Source organism: Salipiger sp. D13 (genome assembly GCF_003703915.1).
In the GTDB taxonomy this organism is placed as follows: Bacteria; Pseudomonadota; Alphaproteobacteria; order Rhodobacterales; family Rhodobacteraceae; genus Salipiger; species Salipiger profundus.
Window position 1 is genome coordinate 103,148 of the sequence record NZ_ML112599.1, and the last position, 18,776, is coordinate 121,923.

The following is an 18,776-nucleotide window of genomic DNA, read 5'->3' on the forward strand; positions in this document are numbered from 1 at the left end:
GAGGGAGGAGACAGGGCATGAGATTGCAGGGGAAACGCGCCATCGTGACAGGTGGCGGCTCGGGCTTCGGCGAGGGCATCGCGATGCGCTTCGCGGCCGAGGGGGCCCGGGTGATGGTGGCGGACATCAACCTCGAGGGAGCCGAACGCGTCGCTGCGGCCTGTGGCGGGATCGCGCAGGCGGTCGACGTCGCGGACGGCGACAGCGTGGCGGCCATGGCCGCCCGCGCCGAGGCCGAGTTCGGGGCGGTCGACGTGCTGGTCAACAACGCCGGTATCACCCACCTGCCGGCGCCGATGGAGGAGGTCGACGAGGCCGACTTCGACCGGGTCTTCGCGGTGAACTGCAAGTCGGTCTACCTGACCGCCCGGGCACTGGTGCCGGTAATGAAGGCGCGCGGGTCGGGCGCGATCCTCAACATCGCCTCGACGGCGGGGGTGTCACCGCGACCGCGTCTGAACTGGTACAACGCCTCGAAGGGCTGGATGAACACCGCCACACGGGCGATGGCGATCGAACTTGCCCCGGCGGGGGTGCGGGTCAACGCGCTGAACCCGGTGGCGGGCGACACGCCGCTGCTCGCGAGTTTCATGGGCGAGGACACCCCCGAGATGCGGGCGAAGTTCCTGTCGACCATTCCGCTCGGACGGTTCTCGACACCGGAGGATCTTGCCAACGCTGCGCTGTTCCTGTGCTCGGAGGAGGCCTCGATGATCACCGGGGTGTGCATGGAGGTCGACGGCGGGCGCTGCATCTGAGGGCAGACCGGGGGCTCTGCCCCCGTCCGCGCCGGGCGCGGACTCCCCCGAGGGTATTTGTCAAACCGGAGAAGGGGGGGATTGCGCCCTGGCCATGCGTTGGCGAGGGTGGCGCGATTGTCTGATGGAGGGGCGCGATGCGGCCGGGACCGAGAAACCTGATCACCGATGTCACGGGGCTGCGGGTGGGCAGCGCCGAGGATGCGGGCCTGAAGTCCGGGGTGAGCGTGGTGACGGCGGAGGCGCCGTTCACGGCTTCGGTGGCGGTGATGGGGGGCGCCCCCGGCACCCGCGAGACCGACCTTCTGGCCCCGGACAAGACCGCGCCCGGGGTCGATGCGCTGGTGCTCTCGGGGGGCAGCGCCTTCGGACTGGCGGCGGCGCAGGGGGTCATGGAAGCGCTGCACGCGGCGGGGCGCGGCTTCGCGGTGCTCTCGGCGCGGGTGCCGATCGTGCCGGCGGCGATCCTCTTCGACCTGCTGAATGGCGGCACGAAGGACTGGAGGGTGAACCCCTATCCGGAGCTGGGTCGACGTGCGCTGTCTTCCGCGGGGGAGGCATTTGCGCTGGGCAGTCACGGGGCGGGCTGCGGTGCGCAGACGGCGATGCACAAGGGGGGGCTCGGTTCGGCGAGTCTTGTTCTGGAGGACGGCATCACCGTTGGAGCGCTGGTGGCCGCGAACCCGATGGGCAGTGCCACCACGCCCTCGGGGAGGCATTTCTGGGCGGCGCCCTTCGAGCTCGGGGGCGAGTTCGGCGGGCTGGGCGTGGACCCGGACCAAGGGACGGCGCTGCCGGAGAGCCGCAAGGTCTCGGCCATGGCGGGGCTCGGCAACACCACGATCGCGGTAGTGGCCACCGATGCGGCGCTGGACAAGGCGCAGTGTCACCGGATGGCGGTGGCGGCGCATGACGGCATCGGCCGGGCGATCCTGCCGGCGCATTCGCCGATGGACGGAGACCTGGTGTTCGCGGCGGCCACGGGCGTGCGGCAGCTGGAGGCGCCGGCCTTGCAGTTGGCGGGGATCGGGCACGCGGCGAGCGTCTGTCTTGCGCGGGCCATCGCGCGGGCGGTCTGGGAGGCGACGCCCGCGCCCGGTGACACGCTGCCCACGTTGCGCGAGGAACTGGGACGGGTATAGCGCGAACTGTCTTCTTGGGATGTCTTCGGGCGGGGCGCCGGAGTGGCGCGGTGGCTGATCCGGGCGAGGTGCTGGCCCGTGCAGACTTGACGAGCCCGGCGCGCGGCTTCTACGGCGCGTTCCCCCTTGGCCAATTTTGGATGCTTGTTGCGGCTGGTGTTTCCGTGGCGAACAGGGGCTGGGCGTCGGCGAAGGCGACAGCGCCCGGTCGCCGGGGCCTATCACGGCCGTGGCGCGCCATACCGAGAGCGGGTCCGCGTTGGTTCGGCCGGTCGGGCTGCGGGCGGCGCACCGGCTTCGCCCTGTCTGCCCGGGCTATCGACAGAAGACCGGTCGAGGGCGCCGAGTCAGCGGAGGATCGGCGGGCTGTCGGGATCGGAGCCGGGGGCAATGCGCTCGACGCGTTGGGGCTGCTCCGGCTCCGGCAGGTCGAAGCGCAGGCCGACGCGGGTGAGGCTCGCGGCGATGGGGTCGCTGTCGCGGATGAAGAGCACGTCGAGCGCACCGGCCTCGATGCCGGAGAAGACCAGCGCCTCGTTGACCGCCTTCGCGAGCGCGTCCTCGGCGCCGGGCACCGTGCCGGCGAAGGCGAGCATGTGGCTCTGCGTCCCGTCCGAGTAGCGCACACCCGACAGCCACGCGCAGCGGGCGAAGCCGGCCGCGGTGGCGAGCTTGGCGTCGAGCGCCCGCAGCAGCACCTCGGGCAGCCCGCCCGGCGGCAGGATCTCCTCGATCTGCGCTTCGGCCTCCTGCGGACCATGGCCGAGCGTCTCGGTCAGCCAGTCGACGGCCTGCGCGGGCAGCAGGATCGACGAGGGGGCGACCTCGATGTTGACGGCAAGGCCGATGCCCTGACCCGCCAGCATGGACGCGGTGGCGCGCCCCGAGAGCGCGGCGTAGGGGGCGGGGCGGCCGACGAATTGCGACAGGCGCTCTTCCCGGTCGAAGACCAGCACGAAGCTCGCGTCGGCCAGCTCGAAGATCTCGGGCTCGATCCGGTCGCCCTCGGCCTCCTGCCTGAGCAGCAGGAAGAGCTCGGAGTCCGCCAGCCGCTCGTAGAAGCGCAGGCGGGCGGCGTCGTCCTCGGGGGCGGCCTCCATCGCCGCGTGGGCGGCGTCGAGCGGTGTTTCTTCGGTCATTCCATCACCTCGCGGACACGGGCGCGCAGGACGGGCAGAAGCTCGTCCTCGAACCACGGGTTGCGTTTCAGCCATGCCGTATTGCGCCACGACGGGTGGGGCAAGGGGATTGCGCCGGGCAGGTGGTCGCGCCAACCGCGCACGGTCTCGGTCACGCCGGTCCTGACCCCGAGGTGATAGCGCTGCGCGTAGCCGCCGACATAGACCCGCAGGCGGACCTCGCCGAGCGCCTCGAACAGCGCGTCGTGCCAGGTGTCGCGGCAGACCCGTGGCGGGGGCAGGTCGCCGCCCTTGGCGTCGTAGCCGGGGAAGCAGAAGGCCATCGGCACGATGGCGGTGCGCGAGCGGTCCCAGAAGGTCTCTTCGTCGAGGCCCAGCCAACTGCGCAGGCGCTTGCCCGAGGGGTCGTCGAAAGGGCGGCCGCGCTCGTGCACCTTCAGCCCGGGTGCCTGCCCGGCGATCAGCAGCCGCGCGCCGGGGGCGAACCACACCACCGGGCGCGGCGTGTGCTGCGTTTTTGTTGCCGCGAAGCGGTCGGCGCAGAGCCGGCATGCTTCGAGCCGGGTGGCGAGATCGGTGAGCCGGTCGGTCATGGCTGGGAGCTAATGTCCGGGCGGCCGCTTCGCCAGAGGGGCGTGCGAAATTTCGACGGTCATCGAAATAATACTCGCATCCGGAGGATGTTTCGATAAGGCTAGAAATATGAAACATGATTCGCCCCCGTCCCGATCCACCGACATGCCGTTCGAGATCGCCGCGTCGAAATTCGCGGCGCTTGGCTCGGAGCAGCGGCTGAACGTCCTGAAGACCCTCGTGCGCTCGGGCCCCGAGGGGCTGAGCATCGGCGCTCTGGGAGAGCGCACCGGCGTGACCGGGTCAACGCTGACCCATCACCTGCGCATCCTCGCGCAGGCGGGGCTGGTGCAGCAGACCCGCCAGGGCCGCAGCACCATCTGCGCGGCGGCGGCCTACGACGAGGTCCGCAGCCTGTCGGAATTCCTTCTCACCCATTGTTGCGCCGACTGCGACGCGGAGGAGCAAGACCATGGCTGACACCTTGGCCCCCGGCGTCCGGTTTCCGAAACCCGACAAGGCGTGGGTGGCGAGCGCGCTCGTACTCCTGGCCGTGGCGCTCTTTGATCGGTCCGAGGTCTGGCCGACCGTGACCTTTTCTGCCGGCGCGCTCTGGCACACCGCCCCCTTCGTGCTGTTCGCCGTGGCCACCATCGCCTACGTCAAGGCAGCGGGCGCAGAGACGCTGCTGTCGCGGCTCTTCGAGGGCCGCGAAACGCGGATGATCGTGGCGGCCGCGCTGCTGGGCGGACTGTCGCCCTTCTGCTCCTGCGAGGTCATCCCGTTCATCGCCGCATCGCTCGCGGTGGGTGCGCCGCTGAGCGCCGTGATGGCGTTTTGGCTGGCCTCGCCGCTGATGGACCCGGCGATGTTCCTCGTGACCTCGGGCACGCTGGGGCTGGACTTCGCGCTGGGCAAGACCGTCGCCGCGGTGGGCATCGGGCTGCTGGGCGGTGCGGTCACCATGGCGCTGAAGGGAAGCCCGGTCTTCGCCGACCCGCTGCGCGCGGCCCCGCAGACCGGTGGCGGATGCTGCTGCAGCGCGAAGAAAACCTTTTCCGGCAAGCCGGCCTGGCGCTTCTGGCAGGAGCCGGCGCGGCGGGAGACCTTTCGCGACGAGGCGCTGGGCAACCTGATGTTCCTGCTGAAGTGGCTGCTGCTCGCCTACCTGATCGAGGCGGTGATGCTGCGCTACATCCCTGCCGAGACGATCGCCTCGCTGCTGGGCGGAGACGGCATCTGGCCGATCTTCCTTGGCGCGATGGTCGGGGCGCCGGCCTATCTGAACGGCTACGCGGCAGTGCCGCTGGTGGATGCGCTGCTGGCGCAGGGGATGGCGCCGGGTGCGGCGATGAGCTTCGTTGTCGCCGGCGGCGTGAGCTGCATCCCCGCCGCCATCGCGGTCTGGGCGCTGGTCAAGCCGCGCGTCTTCGCCGCCTACATGGGCTTCGCGGTGGCGGGATCGCTCGCGGCGGGGCTTGCGTGGGGCGCCCTCGCCTGAAGCAGGACCGGACCTGACAGCGGTGCGGGCGGACGCGCCCGCACCCCCGATCCCCGCCGACAATCGTCACCACGATTGCGCTTTGTCCGGGGATGGGGCCATATTATTAACAGATTCCGCGCCTAAGACATGCTTAACAGGCCACCGGTATCCACCGGCGGAGGCGGGTAATCCGGGGCAGCTTCGATGCTGGAATTCGACATGGTCAGCAAGTCCTTCTGGACGGGGACGCAGCGCAAGGTGATCCTTGATCGCGCGTCCTTCCGTGTCGACCTGGGCGAGTCGCTGGGCATTCTCGCGCCGAACGGCACCGGCAAGACCACGATGATCCGGATGATGGCCGGGCTCGAGAAGCCCGACGAGGGCGAGATCCGCCGCACTTGCCGCGTCTCCTTTCCGCTCGGGTTCATGGGAGGCGTGATCTCGAAGATCTCGGCGCGGGAGAACGCCCGTTTCATCGCGCGGATGTACGGCATCGACCCGGATTACGTCGAAAGCTTCTGCCGCTGGCTCTGCGGGCTGGACGAGTATTTCGACCAGCCGATCGGCACCTACTCGAGCGGGATGCGGTCGCGGTTCACCTTCTCGCTGATGCTGGCGCTGGATTTCGACATGTATCTCATCGACGAGGGCATGCCGAACTCGACCGACGTCGAGTTCAACAAGAAGGCCGGCGAGCTGCTGGCGGAACGACTGCGGACCACGACCATCATCATCGTATCGCACCAGGCGCAGATCCTCGAGAAGTTCGCGCGCAAGGCGGCGGTCCTGATGGACGGCAAGCTGCACATGTTTGAAACCTTGGAAGAAGCGAAACAGCTCTATGACTACGAAACCCAAGGCTAAGAAATTCCGCATCCGCCGCAGCGCCGACACGCAGTCCGCCCCGTCAGGCTCTTCGTCCGGGCAGGCCCCGCAGGCCGGCACCGAGCAAACGGAGAGCTCCGCGGCGCCCGCCGCAGGGGCAGGGCAGCCGACCCGCCGACCGGAGTTTTCCAAGGTCTCCGCGCGCGAGGACGAGGGCCGGACCGGCCCGGCCGCGCGGCCAGCGGACGAGACCGAGGCCATTCGCCGCGAGGGGCTCACCGGTCGCCAGCTGCGCATGGCGCGCCGCGTGGCGCAGCGTCACGGGCTGGCGCCGACCTCGGATTTCGACGCGGTCCGCCTGTTGCGCGCGCAGGGCATCGATCCCTTCCAGCGGGCCAACATGCTCGAGCTCGTGGTGCCCGACGCCGGCGGCGCAGGGGGCGGCGCCCAGCCGCCCGCGACCGGTCCCGGCGCGCAACCGCCGGCGCCACGGCCCGACGGCCGGGTGCAGCTGCCGCAGACCGTGCCGAACGGGGGCAAGCCGCAGCTGCCCTCGACCCAGACCGCCAGCCCGGCCGAGCGTCGCGCCGCCGAGATCATGAAGATCCAGAAGGACCTTGCCTCGCGGCGGCGCAGGAAGATGCTGCTGCTGCTCACCCGGCTGGCGTTCTTCGTGTTCCTGCCGACGATCATCGCGGGCTATTATTTCTACGTGGTCGCGACGCCGATGTATTCGACCAAGTCCGAGTTCCTGATCCTCAAGGCCGAAAATTCCTCGGGGGCCATGGGCAGCCTGTTTTCCGGCACGCAGTTCGCCACGAACCAGGATGCCATCGCGGTGCAGAGCTACCTTCTGTCCAAGGATGCGATGCTGCGCCTCGACGCGGACGAGGGCTTCAAGGCGCATTTCGAACAGGACTGGATCGACCCGATCCAGCGGCTCGACGCGGGTGCCTCGAACGAAGAGGCCTACAAGCTCTACAAGCGCAACATCGAGATCGGCTACGATCCGACCGAGGGCGTCGTGAAGATGGAGATTCTGGCCGCCGACCCGGATACCGCCGCGCGCTTCAGCGAGGCGCTGATCGGCTATGCCGAGGCGCGGGTCGACAACCTGTCGATGCGCAAGCGCTCGAACGCGGTGGATGACGCCGAGGCCGGGCTGCAGGACGCGGAACAGGCCCGCTACGAGGCGCAGGAACGCCTTGTGCGCCTTCAGCAGGAGGGCTCGGTCGTCGATCCCGAGGGGCGGATCACGGCGCTGCGCACCCAGATCAGCAACATCGAGATGCAGCTTCAGGAAAAGCGGCTGGCGTTGCAGGCGCTGCTCGACAACGCGCGGCCGAACCAGGCCAAGGTCGATGGCGCGCGCGGCGATGTGCGTCGGCTCGAAACGCTGTTGGCCGAGCTCAACTCGGACATGACCACGGCCACCACGGGCGAGGATTCGCTGGCCGAGATCGCGGTGCAGATCAAGCTCGCCGAGGCTGATCTGTCGACCCGCGACCTGATGTTGCAGACCGCGCTGGAGCGGCTCGAGCAGGCGCGCCGCGATGCCGACAGCCAGGCGCGCTACCTGACGACCTCGGTGGTGCCGGTGGCCTCCGAAGACCCGAGCTACCCGCGCAAGTTCGAGAACACGATCCTTGCCTTCCTGATCTTCTCGGGCGTCTACCTGATGATCTCGCTCACCGCGTCCATCCTGCGGGAACAGGTCTCTAGCTGATCTTCGCGCCCAAGACCCCCCCGGAACAGGACTGTCCCGAGTGCAGGGCCGCAACGGGAAAGGGCTGCCGGATCGCTCCGGCAGCCCTTTCGTTTGCATGTGATCGCGAAGCGGTCGGCGATCAGGCGGCGGCACGCACCTCGGCGCGGACCGGCTTCAGCGCTTCTGCCCAGACGTGCAGTTCGTCCAGCATGAGCCCCGCGCCCTTGCGGACCTCTTCGTTCGGCTCGAGCGTCGCGCTCTCGGTGATGTCACCGAAGACCATCGGCATCGGCACGACCTGCTTGATCGGCATGATGTTCATGTTGGCGAGCAGCGTCCGCAGCTCCTGCGAGGCCCGCAGGCCGCCCGAGATTCCGCCGTAGGAAACGACGCCGGCAGGCTTGCGCTCCCACTCGACCACGAGCGCCTGCAGCGCGTTCACGACCGAGGCCGGCGGGAACGAGTTGTATTCCGGCGTCACGAAGACAAATGCGTCGGCATCGGCAACGGCCGCGCTCCACTTCTTCGTGTGCTCCTTGGTGTAGCTCTGCATCGCGGGGTGGTTCGGCTCGTCGAGGAACGGCAGCTCGAAGCTGTCGAGGTCGAGGATTTCGACGTCGAACTTGTCGTGCGCACCGGCTTGTTCGGCGACCCATTTGCTGACGATGGGGCCAATCCGGCCCGGACGGGTGCTTGCGGTAATGACCTTCAGTTTCAATGCCATGATAGCATCCTCTCCTTTGCGGCGTGGCGTTTGCTTGAGCCTCAACTTAGGAATTTGCCGCGCCGCGGCAACTGTCCCCGCCGCACAGCCGTCGTGCAAGGCTGCACTGCTTGGCGGGATCGCCTGCCGAAATGAACAGAATTCAATCAGGAGTGGCGCTTCACCGGTTGCTTCTCCTTTTAAGGAACAACGTCCGAGGGGGCTGCGTTTGACGGAGATGTGATTCACCTAGGACCGGGGAACCAGACATGGACCAATTGGCGCGGCGGCTTGGATTGCGAACGAACGCCACCATCTTTTTCAGTGCATCCGCATTCATGGTGGTGTTTCTCGCCGCTTTGCTTCTGGCGCCGTCGATCATCGGCGCCTTTTTTGAGTCCGGCCGCGAGTGGGTGGTGACCAATCTTGGCTGGTTCTTCATCGCCGGTGTCAACATCTGGCTCGCCTTCCTCGTCTGGATCGCCTGCAGTCGGCACGGGCACATCATCCTTGGCAAGACCGACACGAAGCCCGACTTCGACAACCTGTCGTGGTTCACCATGCTCTTTGCCGGCGGCATCGGCACGGTCCTGATGTTCTGGGGCGTGGCCGAACCGATGAGCCACTTCTCCGAGCCTCCACGTGAAACAGTCGAGCCCTACTCGATCGCGGCGGCCGAGGACGCGATGTCCTTCGCACTCTACCACCTCGGGCTGCACACGTGGACGATCTTCACCTTGCCCGGGCTGGCCTTCGCCTACTTCATTCACCGTTACGACCTGCCGGTGCGGGTCTCGTCGGTGTTCTACCCGCTGCTGCGGGACCGGATCTACGGTCCCATCGGAAAGATGATCGACGTGGCGGCCATCCTCGGCACGTTGTTCGGGGTGGCGGTGTCGCTCGGCCTCGGCTCGTCGCAGATCGCGGCGGGGCTGTCGGAGCTCACGGGCCTCGACAACACGACCTGGATGCGGATCAGCATCATCGCGGTGCTGACCGGCGTTGCGGTGGGCTCGATCATCGCAGGGCTCGACAGCGGCGTGAAGCTGCTGTCGAACATCAACATCGGCATGGCCGTCGGGCTGCTGGTGTTCGTGCTGGTCACCGGCTCGACCCTGTTCCTGCTGCGGGGCATCGTGCAGACGCTGGGCCTCTACCTGGGCAACCTGCCGCAGCTGGCGTTCTGGAACGACATGCTGGCCTATGCGCATGAAAGCGGCGACGGCTGGGGCTGGCAGGGAAGCTGGACGGTTTTCTACTGGGCCTGGACGGTGACGTGGTCCCCCTTCATCGGTCTCTTCGTGGCGCGGATCTCGCGCGGGCGGACCATCCGCGAGTTCGTGCTGGGCGTGCTGCTCGCGCCGTCGGCCTTCACGCTGGTCTGGTTCGCCATCTTCGGCTGGCAGGCGATGCAGATCGACGGCATCGGCGAAACCGCCCGTGCCGCGATGGGAGACGAGGCCGGCGCGCTGTCGCGGGCAGTGGCCGACTCGGTGCCTCTGGCGATGTTCGCCTTCTTCGAGCATTTCCCCTTCACGACGCTGATTCAGGGGCTTGCGGTGGTGATCGTGGCGATCTTCTTCGCAACCTCGTCGGACTCGGCCTCGCTCGTGGTCGACATGCTCTGCACCGGTGAAGAGACGCCGGGCCCGTGGCCGCAGCGGGTCTACTGGGGGATGGCCGAAGGCGTCATCGCCGGGATGCTGATCTGGCTTGCCGGAGACGAGGGGCTGAACGCGCTGCAACAGGTCATCACGGTGATCGGCCTGCCGATCTTCATCCTCGTCAGCCTGATGATCCCGTCGATTCTCAAGGGGCTGAAGGCCGAAGAGATCGACTACGTCGAGATCAAGGACAGCCCCGAGCTCGATAACATCTGAGGTCGGAACATGGTCCGACCAAGCAAAAGGCCCGCCGGTGTCCGGCGGGCCTTTTGTGTCGTGGGGTAGGGTGGGCAATATTGCCCAGCCTACGGATCACACCTTGTCGGTCATCTCCGGCACGGCCTCGAAGATGTCGGCGACGAGGCCGAAGTCGGCGACCTGGAAGATCGGCGCTTCCTCGTCCTTGTTGATCGCCACGATGATCTTCGAATCCTTCATCCCCGCGAGGTGCTGGATCGCCCCCGAGATGCCGCAGGCGATGTAGAGATCCGGCGCCACGACCTTGCCGGTCTGGCCGACCTGCCAGTCGTTCGGCGCAAAGCCCGAATCCACCGCCGCGCGCGAGGCGCCAACCGCCGCGCCGAGCTTGTCGGCGAGCTTCTCGATGATCACGAAGTCCTCTTCCGAGCCGACGCCGCGGCCGCCCGAGACGACGATCTTCGCCGAGGTCAGCTCGGGGCGGTCGCTCTCGGCCATCTTGTCCTCGACCCATTCCGACAGCGCGGGGTTGTCGGCGCTGGCCACGTCCTCGACCGGAGCCGAGTTGCCGGTGCCGGCAGCATCGAAGGTGGAGGTCCGGAAGGTGATAACCTTCTTTTCATCCTTCGACCTTACCGTCTGCATGGCGTTGCCGGCATAGACCGGGCGCTCGAAGGTATCCGCATCCACCACGGAGGTGACATCGGTCAGGATCATCGAATCCAGCAGCGCCGCGACCCGCGGCAGGATGTTCTTCGCATCCGTCGTCGCCGGCGCCACGATGTGGCTGTAATCGCCCGCGAGCGACACGATCAGCGCCGCCGTGGGTTCCGCGAGACGGTGACCGTAGGTCGCGTCCTCGGCCACCAGCACCTTGGCCACGCCCTCGATGGTGGCGGCCTCGGCGGCGGCGTCCTTCGCCGTCGCGCCCACCGCCAGAACGGTCACGTCGCCCAGCGGCTGCGAGGCCGCGACGGCCTTCGCGGTGGCGTCCATCGCCAGCGTGCCGTCATTGATTTCCGCAACAAGGAGAACAGCCATCACAGAGCCCCCTTTTCCTTGAGTTTCGTCACCAGCTCGTCGACCGAGCCAACCATGATGCCCGCGGCCCGCTCGGCCGGCTCGGCGGTCTTCACGACCTCGAGACGCGGCGAGACGTCGACGCCGTAGTCCTCGGCGGTCTTCTCGTCGAGCGGCTTCTTCTTCGCCTTCATGATGTTGGGCAGCGACGCGTAGCGCGGCTCGTTGAGGCGCAGGTCGGTGGTCACGATCGCCGGCAGGGTCACCTTGATGGTCTGCAGGCCGCCGTCGACCTCGCGTGCCACCACCGCGGCGCCGTCCTCGACCTCGAGCGTGTTGGCGTAGGTCGCCTGCGCCCAGCCCAGAAGGCCCGCCAGCATCTGGCCGGTCGCGTTCATGTCGTTGTCGATGGCCTGCTTGCCCATCAGCACCAGGCCGGGCTGTTCTTCCTCGACCACCTTGGCGAGGATCTTGGCCACCGCCAGCGGCTCGATATCGGTGTGCACGTCATCGGCCGCGGTCACGAGGATCGCGCGGTCGGCGCCCATCGCAAGCCCGGTGCGCAGCGTCTCCTGCGCCTGCTTCACACCGATCGAGACCACCACGACCTCGTCGGCCTTGCCGGCTTCCTTCAGCCGGATGGCTTCCTCGACCGCGATCTCGTCGAACGGGTTCATCGACATCTTCACGTTGGCCAGATCGACACCGCTGCCATCCGCTTTCACGCGGACCTTCACGTTGTAGTCGATCACGCGTTTGACAGGTACAAGCACCTTCATCGGCGGTTCTCCCTTGAGTGCGTCGCGGCGGGCGCGACTCCCGATCATTGTTCTCAGGAAGGGTGATAGCGAACCGTGGACAGGGGAAACAGGTCTAAAACGACCTGTTAGCGCCAAATGAACGCCGCGTATTCCCGGGGTTTCCGACTTTGGTCGCGTGCGGCGGGCGGCTCAGCCGTCGCATATCCGGCGCAGGGCAGTCCAGCCGGCAGGGTCGAGCGCGGGCCCGCGGGGGGCGTCGGACGGAGCGGCGGCGCGGGCCTCGGCGATGCGGTCCGACAGTGCCGGATGCGAGGCGAAATGCGCCATCGGGCCTTCGACATCGCCCACCTCGGCGCGGAAGGTCTCGAACATGTCGGCCAGTGCCGAGGGCGGCAGCCCGGCCTCGCGCAGGAGGCCGTAGGCGTAGCGGTCGGCCTCTGTCTCGGCCTCCTGGCTGTAGCTCGCGTTGATCAGCCGTTCGGTCAGCAGCACCATGGCCGCGCCGCCGGTGAAATCGCCGAAGACGAGCCCCAGCAGCCCCACCGAGCCGGCGGTGCGCAGGGCGTGACGCGTCGGGTCGCGGTGCACGACGTGGCCGATCTCATGCGCCAGCACGGCGGCGACCATGTCTGGGCTGTCCGCCTTGTCCAGCAGACCGCGCAGCACGACGACCTGTCCGCCGGGCACCGCGAAGGCGTTCACCATCTCGTGGTCGATCACGCTGACCTGCAGCGGGTAGCCGAGATCCTGCCCCTCGGTGAGCCGCGCGACCATCCGGTCGAGCGCGGCGCGGCCCCCGGGAGCGTCGCAGTCGAGCGTTCCGGCCTCGTCGGCGCCAAGGAAGCGCTCCATCTGGGCCTTCACGCCGCGCCCGAAGGCGATTTCCTTCTCCAGCGGAATGAGCCGCGACAGCGTATCGGCGAGCGCGGGCAGGATCACGAAGATCATCACCGCGACTGCCGCCAATGCGCCGCCGAGCCGAAGCGCGATGCGCCGCCCGGTGCCCTCGCGCAGGTCGCGGCGGTTGAGCCGTGGCCGGGTGCGGCGCAGCCAGGCGACCATCTCGGGGTCCTCGACCACGAGACGCGCCGGATCGCGCAGGGATTCGTCGTGGGTGTCGAGATGGCGGGTCAGGACGATCTGCGCCGGGTCCGCCTGATCGCCGAGCGCGCGCAGGTCGGGCAGGGGCCAGAGCAGCGGCTCGGAGAGTGCCGCGCCGGAGATCACCAGCGCCTGCCGGTCGGCGCTGAGCTCGACCGTCACCGCGTGCCGCGCGGCCGAGCGGCCGTCGTAGAGATGCGCCGCGCCCCGCACCGCTCAGAGCGCCCCGCCGAGGTCGAGCGCATCGGCGAAGCCTTCGGCGTCGGCGCCCGGATCGGCGGCGCGCTGGTGGACCCTGTCGAGCGCGGGCAGATTGATGACGGTGATCGTCTCGACGTAGTGCTTCAGGATCGGCTGGGTGATCGCGGCAAGCGCCCCCGCCTGCGCCGCGACCAGCGTCAGGATGTAGCCGAGCACCGGCACCACGATCGCCGGGATCATGCCCGGCTGCACCTGACCGGAAGACGCCCCGAGGTCGAGCCCGCTTAGGAGTGCCGCGGTGATGCCGCCGAAGATGCCGGTCGCCACCGACAGGCCGATGGCGAGCACGATGCTGCCCACGATGTAGGTGAGGATCACGGTCTTGGTGGCGGGATGGGCGTGAAAGGCCACGCGGTCCATGAGCATCTTGTGCCGTGCAAGGTAGGCGAAGCTCTGAACACGGTAGGAGATCACGCCGATCACGAACCATACGAGTCCTACCGGCACCGAGATCACCGCGAGCGCGATCAGCCCGCCGTGCATCGAGGCGAGCGTGCCCGAGACGATGCCCACCACGATCAGCGCAAGGCCGATGAACAGGTGTTTCATCTTGCCGTAAAGCGCCGTCCAGCGTCCGTCCTGCCGGAACCGGGCGTCGCCGAACCACGTGCGGTCGGTCATGTAGCGCTCGAGCCGGAAGGTCATCAGCGGCAGCAGCAGGCCCAGCGACAGGATCGTCAGCAGCCAGTATCCCATGGCGCGGAGGGCGTAGCCCCATGCGGCCTTGTCCATGCCGAAGCGGATGCCCCGCCAGCGGGTCCGGGCCATGCGGTAGCGCCGGGCGCGGTAGACCGCGAAGAAGATGAGGGGCAGCACCGCGAGACCCGAGGCCGAGGCGCCGACGGTCTGCATCAGCGCGGCCTCGGGGCTTTGCGGCGTGGCGAAGATCGTCATGCCGAACCAGAACAGCACGATCTGTATCAGCCCGAGGTAGACCGCGAGGATAACGACCGCCATCAGGAAGCCGAGGAACTTCTCGAGCCCGGTGCCGGTGTATTCGAAGCGGGCGCCGCCGATCCCGGTCGACGACCAGATGTAGCGGCGGATGCGGGTCTTGGCCCAGAAGCGGTAGATGCCGAGGGTGAGAACGGTGAGCAGCCCGGTACGCAGGGCGAGCCAGAACAGCGCCTTGCCGTCGCCGGAATACACGCCATGGGCGTAGTTGGGCTCGGACGTCGGCTCGGAAATCTGCTCGGGCATAGGAAATCACCTGTTCCCCGCCCGGACAGGACCGGGCCCCGGCGGGCCGAAAGAAGAAAGGCGCCCCCGCGAGGGGGACGCCGTCAGTTGAACTTGTTGTCGCGCGGGAAGCCACGCGGTGCCATGCGGCCGGTGCCGGCGCGCTTGGCACGCCACTCGTCGAGCGCAGTCTCGGTGCGGGTGCGGCCCGCCGGATCGCGCCACGACAGGCCGTTGGCGAGCGTGAAGGTGGTGGCGTCGGACAGGCCGCCGTCCTTGTACTTCTGCAGCCGCACGCCCTTGCCGCGCGCCATCTCGGGCAGCTCGTCGAGCATGAAGACCAGAACCTTGCGGTTCTCGCCGACCACGGCCACCGCGTCGCCGTCGACCGGCTTGCAGACCCTGGCCACGGTCGGTGCCTTCACGTTCAGCGCCTGCTTGCCGGCGCGGGTCTGCGCGACGACCTCGTTCTCGGGCACGACGAAGCCGTCGCCCGCCGAGGAGGCCAGCAGCAGCTTGCGGCCCGGCACATGGATGAACAGGTCGAGGATCTCGACCTCGTTGGGCAGGTCGACCATGAGCCGCACCGGCTCGCCCATGCCGCGCCCGCCGGGCAGGTTCGCCGCCGACAGCGTGTAGAACCGGCCGTTCGAGCCGAAGACGAGCAACTTGTCGGTGGTCTCGGCGTGGAAGATGAAGCGCGGGCCGTCGCCGTCCTTGAACTTCAGCTCGCGGTCGAGCGCGATATGCCCGGTCATGGCGCGGATCCAGCCCATCTGGCTGCACACCACGGTGATCGGCTCGCGCTCGATCATCGCCTCGAGCGGCACGTCCTCGGCCTCGCCGGCTTCGGCGAAGCTGGTGAGCCGGGCGCCGCGGTCGAGATCCTTGGTGAACTTCTTGCGCACCTCGCGCAGCTCGTCGGCGATGCGCTTCCACTGGAGGTCTTCGCTGTCGAGCAGGTCCTCGAGCCCGGCGCGTTCCTCCATCAGCTTGTCACGCTCGTTGACCAGCTCGAGCTCCTCGAGACGGCGCAGGCTGCGCAGGCGCATGTTGAGGATCGCCTCGGCCTGCACGTCCGAGAGCCCCTCGGAGCGGCCGCCGAAGCGCTGCGGGATCTGCCCCGGCCCGCCCTCGTCGGACAGCACGCCACGGGCCACCGCCTCGGGGTCGGGACGCAGCTCCAGCGCCTTGACGTCGACGCCGGTGAGCGGCGAGCGGTAATCGCGCTCGTCGTTGGCGCGCGGAATGGTCGCCTGATGCGGCTTCGACCAGTCCTCGTACATCAGCGCCGCCTTGGGGTCCTCGTCGTAGCGGATGATGTCGATCACCCGGTCGAGGTTGAGGAAGGCCACGATCAGGCCCTCGAGCACCTCGAGCCGGTTGTCGATCTTCGCCATCCGGTGACGCGAGCGGCGGATCAGCACCTCGCGGCGGAAGTCGAGGAAGGCGCGCAGCACCTCCTTGAGCGAGCAGACGCGCGGCGTCACGCCGTCGATCAGCACGTTCATGTTGAGCGAGAAGCGCACCTCGAGGTCGCTGTTCTTGAACAGCATGTTCATCAGCAGCTCGGGGTCGATGTTCTTCGACTTGGGCTCGAGGATCATGCGGATGTCCTCGGCGCTCTCGTCGCGGATGTCGGCGAGGATCGGCACCTTCTTGGTCTGGATCAGCTCGGCCAGACGCTCGACCAGCTTCGACTTCTGCACCTGGTAGGGGATCTCGGTCACCACGGCCTGCCACTGGCCACGGCCGAGGTCCTCGATGTGCCAGCGCGCCCGCAGGCGGATCGAGCCTCGCCCGGTCGAATAGGCCTGCGCGATGTTCTCGGGCGGCTCCACGATCACCCCGCCGGTGGGGAAGTCGGGGCCGGGGACGTATTGCAGCAGCGTGTCGTCGACCGCGTTCGGCGACTTGATGAGATGCAGGCAGGCGCCGATCAGCTCGCCGATGTTGTGCGGCGGGATGTTGGTTGCCATGCCCACCGCGATGCCGCTCGACCCGTTGGCGAGCAGGTTCGGGTAGGAGGCCGGAAGAACCGAAGGCTCCTCGAGACGGCCGTCGTAGTTCGGGCGGAAGTCGACGGCGTCCTCGTCGAGGCCCTGCAGAAGCGCCTCGGCCATGATCGTCATGCGCGCCTCGGTGTAGCGCGAGGCCGCCGGGTTGTCGCCGTCGATGTTGCCGAAGTTGCCCTGGCCGTCGACCAGCGGGTAGCGGATCGTGAAGTCCTGCGCGAGCCGCGCCATGGCGTCGTAGATCGCGGCGTCGCCGTGGGGGTGGAAGTCCCCCATCGTGTCCCCGCTGATTTTTGCCGACTTTAGAAACCCGCCGGCGGAACTTAGCCGAAGCCTGCGCATTGCATATAGTATACGACGATGCACGGGCTTGAGCCCGTCGCGGGCGTCCGGAAGGGCCCGGTTCATGATCGTCGACAGAGCATAGGTCAGGTAGCGGTCGCCGATGGCGCGGCGCAGCGGCTCGGCCGTATCACGGGGGTTCATGTTGGGGTCATCGACGATGTCATTCATAGATCGTGAAATACCCGGCGCACGCGGCCCGGTAAAGCGGTCCCCGAAGCGTCAGGAAAAATTTTCCGCAATCCGCTTAGGGCGGGTCCGGAGATCGGGTAAACTCGGGAAGCCGGAAGGCCGCATCTGCGCGCCGACGGATTTTTTGAGCGATTTTTCAATGCTGGGGGGTGTTTGAAATGAAGAGTCTGATTCTCGTTACGTTCGGGGCGCTCGGCTGGTCGTGGTACGCGATGTCCGGCGGCGCCGATTTCGAGCCGGGCAACCGGCATGTGAACCTGCCGGGTCTGCAAGTTGAAACCGCGCAGGCCGCGACCCCCGAGGTCGCCCGGGCCGACACCGGCGGGGTCGACATGACCTCGGTCGCCGCGGTGAGCAGCGCACCCGCCAAGAGCGGCGCCGCAACAGAGCAAGCGCCCAAGGACAGCGATTTCGGCGTCACGCTTGCATCGGCGGCGGGAAGCATGTCTTCGCAAACCGCGCCGACAGAGGGGGTCGAGCTCGCATCGCTCGACACCCGGACCGACGCTGCGATGACCACGAACACGACGCCCGCGATCTCGGAGCCGACCGTGGACATGCGCAAGGTCACCGGCAACCTCGTGAACATGCGCATGGGGCCGGGCACCAAGTTCCAGGTGCTCGAACAGCTTCGCCGCGGGGCCGAGGTCAAGGTGCTCACCGATCCGGGCGATGGCTGGGTGCGCCTCAAGACACAGGACACCAACCGTATCGGCTGGATGTCCGACGACTTCCTGAAGACCGCCGCCAACTGAGCCTGCCTTGCGCGCGTCCCCTGCCTGTCCTAGGCCGGGGCCGGCACAGGCAGGGGCGCGCGCATGACCGCACGATCGGTTCTCATCACAGGTTGTTCCTCGGGGATCGGCTACGACGCCGCCCACGGGCTGCGCGCCCGGGGCTGGCGGGTCTTCGCGTCGTGCAGGCAGGAGGCCGACTGTGCGCGGCTCAGGGCCGAGGGCTTCGAAAGCCCCCGGCTCGACTACGCCGACGAGGCCAGCATCCACGCCGCCCTGACCGAGGTGCTCGAGGCAACCGGCGGCACGCTCGACGCGCTCTACAACAACGGCGCCTTCGCGGTGCCCGGCGCGCTCGAGGATCTGCCGACCGGCGCCCTGCGCGAAATCTTCGAGACCAACGTCTTCGGCTGGCACACGCTGACCCGCGCGGTCATCCCGGTGATGCGAAGGCAGGGGCACGGACGGATCGTCAACTGCTCGTCGGTTCTCGGGCTGGTGCCGATGCCGTGGCGCGGGGCCTATGTCTCGACCAAGTTCGCGCTCGAGGGGTTGACCGACGTCCTGCGGATCGAGATGCGGGATACGCCGATCCACGTCGTGCTGGTCGAGCCGGGGCCGATCACCTCGCGCATCCGTGCGAACTCGGTCCCGCCGTTCGAGAAATGGGTCGACTGGCGGTCCTCGCCGCGCCGGGCGCAATACGAGGGCTCGCTGCTGAAACGCCTCTACGCCGCGCCGTCCAAGGACACCTTCGAGCTCCCGCCCTCTGCGGTGACCAGCAAGATCGTGCAGGCGCTCGAGGCGCCGCGCCCGCGTGCGCGATACTACGTCACGTTCCCGACCCACCTCATGGGGCGGTTGCGCCGGCTTCTGCCCACGAGCGCGCTGGATGCGCTGATCGACCGCGCCCGATAACGGGTTCGCTTTTCCGTGCCGAGCGGCTATGTCACCGCACAGCAACGCGGAGGAAGAGAC

General features: G+C 68.0%; 17 protein-coding genes. 9 read left to right on the top strand and 8 right to left on the bottom strand.

What is annotated here, in order from left to right; genetic code table 11:
- The first annotated feature begins 17 nt into the window (after positions 1-17).
- Both D6860_RS14215 and D6860_RS14220 read left to right on the top strand, forming a co-directional pair.
- Positions 18-758: a glucose 1-dehydrogenase gene (locus D6860_RS14215; protein ID WP_076622701.1), complete on the top strand. Its 741-nt coding sequence runs from the start codon at positions 18-20 to the stop codon at positions 756-758.
- 137 nt (positions 759-895) lie between these two features.
- Entirely contained in the window at positions 896-1,900 is a 1,005-nt protein-coding gene (locus D6860_RS14220; protein WP_076622700.1) for a P1 family peptidase, read from the top strand.
- A gap of 347 nt (positions 1,901-2,247) precedes the next feature.
- Here the strand turns inward: D6860_RS14220 and D6860_RS14225 are convergent, their stop codons facing one another.
- Positions 2,248-3,039, bottom strand: coding sequence for an SseB family protein (locus D6860_RS14225; protein ID WP_076622699.1), 792 nt, complete (start codon positions 3,037-3,039; stop codon positions 2,248-2,250).
- Entirely contained in the window at positions 3,036-3,632 is a 597-nt protein-coding gene (locus D6860_RS14230) for a uracil-DNA glycosylase family protein (RefSeq protein ID WP_076622698.1), read from the bottom strand. The genes D6860_RS14225 and D6860_RS14230 overlap by 4 nt, the downstream gene beginning before the upstream one ends.
- Positions 3,633-3,741: 109 nt before the next feature.
- On the opposite strand from D6860_RS14230, the gene D6860_RS14235 reads away from it, so the two are divergent.
- The 4 genes from D6860_RS14235 to D6860_RS14250 all read left to right on the top strand — a co-directional run bounded on the left by D6860_RS14235 (position 3,742) and on the right by D6860_RS14250 (position 7,646).
- Entirely contained in the window at positions 3,742-4,092 is a 351-nt protein-coding gene (locus D6860_RS14235; protein WP_076622697.1) for an ArsR/SmtB family transcription factor, read from the top strand.
- On the top strand, positions 4,085-5,113 hold the full coding sequence (locus D6860_RS14240) for a permease (protein WP_076622696.1): 1,029 nt from the start codon (positions 4,085-4,087) through the stop codon (positions 5,111-5,113). The genes D6860_RS14235 and D6860_RS14240 overlap by 8 nt, the downstream gene beginning before the upstream one ends.
- A gap of 186 nt (positions 5,114-5,299) precedes the next feature.
- Positions 5,300-5,959: an ABC transporter ATP-binding protein gene (locus D6860_RS14245; protein ID WP_076622695.1), complete on the top strand. Its 660-nt coding sequence runs from the start codon at positions 5,300-5,302 to the stop codon at positions 5,957-5,959.
- Entirely contained in the window at positions 5,937-7,646 is a 1,710-nt protein-coding gene (locus D6860_RS14250; protein WP_076622694.1) for a KpsE/RkpR family capsule polysaccharide export protein, read from the top strand. The genes D6860_RS14245 and D6860_RS14250 overlap by 23 nt, the downstream gene beginning before the upstream one ends.
- A gap of 121 nt (positions 7,647-7,767) precedes the next feature.
- On the opposite strand, the gene D6860_RS14255 is transcribed toward D6860_RS14250, so the two are convergent.
- Positions 7,768-8,352 carry an NADPH-dependent FMN reductase gene (locus D6860_RS14255; protein WP_017466969.1) on the bottom strand — a complete coding sequence of 195 codons (585 nt, stop codon included), beginning with the start codon at positions 8,350-8,352 and terminating at the stop codon, positions 7,768-7,770.
- A 248-nt stretch (positions 8,353-8,600) separates the two neighbouring features.
- Between D6860_RS14255 and D6860_RS14260 the strand changes: the two genes are divergently transcribed.
- The gene (locus tag D6860_RS14260; RefSeq protein ID WP_076622693.1) at positions 8,601-10,211 is read left to right on the top strand and encodes a BCCT family transporter; all 1,611 of its coding nucleotides are present in this window, start codon (positions 8,601-8,603) and stop codon (positions 10,209-10,211) included.
- Between the two features lie 96 nt (positions 10,212-10,307).
- Here the strand turns inward: D6860_RS14260 and D6860_RS14265 are convergent, their stop codons facing one another.
- The 5 genes from D6860_RS14265 to D6860_RS14285 all read right to left on the bottom strand — a co-directional run bounded on the left by D6860_RS14265 (position 10,308) and on the right by D6860_RS14285 (position 17,043).
- Positions 10,308-11,234, bottom strand: coding sequence for an electron transfer flavoprotein subunit alpha/FixB family protein (locus tag D6860_RS14265; protein ID WP_017466967.1), 927 nt, complete (start codon positions 11,232-11,234; stop codon positions 10,308-10,310).
- Positions 11,234-11,992: an electron transfer flavoprotein subunit beta/FixA family protein gene (locus D6860_RS14270; protein ID WP_076624685.1), complete on the bottom strand. Its 759-nt coding sequence runs from the start codon at positions 11,990-11,992 to the stop codon at positions 11,234-11,236. The genes D6860_RS14265 and D6860_RS14270 overlap by 1 nt, the downstream gene beginning before the upstream one ends.
- 171 nt (positions 11,993-12,163) lie before the next feature.
- The gene (locus D6860_RS14275; RefSeq protein WP_076622692.1) at positions 12,164-13,288 is read right to left on the bottom strand and encodes a M48 family metallopeptidase; all 1,125 of its coding nucleotides are present in this window, start codon (positions 13,286-13,288) and stop codon (positions 12,164-12,166) included.
- Positions 13,289-13,291: 3 nt separating this feature from the next.
- Entirely contained in the window at positions 13,292-14,536 is a 1,245-nt protein-coding gene (locus tag D6860_RS14280; RefSeq protein ID WP_076622691.1) for a DUF898 family protein, read from the bottom strand.
- An 83-nt stretch (positions 14,537-14,619) separates the two neighbouring features.
- Positions 14,620-17,043: a DNA topoisomerase IV subunit A gene (locus D6860_RS14285; protein ID WP_017467019.1), complete on the bottom strand. Its 2,424-nt coding sequence runs from the start codon at positions 17,041-17,043 to the stop codon at positions 14,620-14,622.
- Positions 17,044-17,222: 179 nt separating this feature from the next.
- Here D6860_RS14285 and D6860_RS14290 point away from each other — a divergent pair, with 179 nt between their 5' ends.
- A complete protein-coding gene (locus tag D6860_RS14290; protein WP_017467018.1) occupies positions 17,223-17,819 on the top strand; it encodes an SH3 domain-containing protein in 597 nt (198 codons plus the stop codon).
- Between the two features lie 63 nt (positions 17,820-17,882).
- The gene (locus D6860_RS14295; RefSeq protein WP_076622689.1) at positions 17,883-18,716 is read left to right on the top strand and encodes an SDR family NAD(P)-dependent oxidoreductase; all 834 of its coding nucleotides are present in this window, start codon (positions 17,883-17,885) and stop codon (positions 18,714-18,716) included.
- Positions 18,717-18,776 lie beyond the last annotated feature (60 nt).